At 67.9% G+C, this 296-nt stretch carries 1 protein-coding gene; it reads right to left on the bottom strand.

The genetic code is table 11. The features are described 5' to 3' along the window. Positions 1–270: heme-dependent oxidative N-demethylase subunit alpha family protein (locus tag A3764_RS21950; RefSeq protein WP_236628297.1), on the bottom strand; the 270-nt coding region annotated here is incomplete at its 3' end. Positions 271–296 lie beyond the last annotated feature (26 nt).

Genomic DNA, 296 nt, shown 5'->3' with positions numbered 1-296 from the left:
CGAGCGGTGGAACCCCAGCCTTGGCAGTAGCGCCAGCGCCTCACCCAGCACCTCTTGGGCGGCGGGGCGCGCCGCTTCTTCCAGATAGAGGACATGCGCGCCCGGATCCTTCAGAAGCGCGCGGCGATAGGCCATCTGCGCGCCATATGCCTCGTCCACCCGCAGCCAATCCGCTGCACCGCAGGGCGCGATACCCGGAAGGCGCGGCATGTCACCGGCCATTTCCACGGGCAGCCGGGGCTGCAGAATTTCCTTCACCGAGACCTCCATGCGCGGAACCTGTCGCAAACCGACCG

This window comes from Sulfitobacter sp. HI0129 (assembly GCF_001635395.1).
In the GTDB taxonomy this organism is placed as follows: domain Bacteria; phylum Pseudomonadota; class Alphaproteobacteria; order Rhodobacterales; family Rhodobacteraceae; genus Sulfitobacter.
This window is presented reverse-complemented; position numbering and strand designations above follow the sequence as displayed.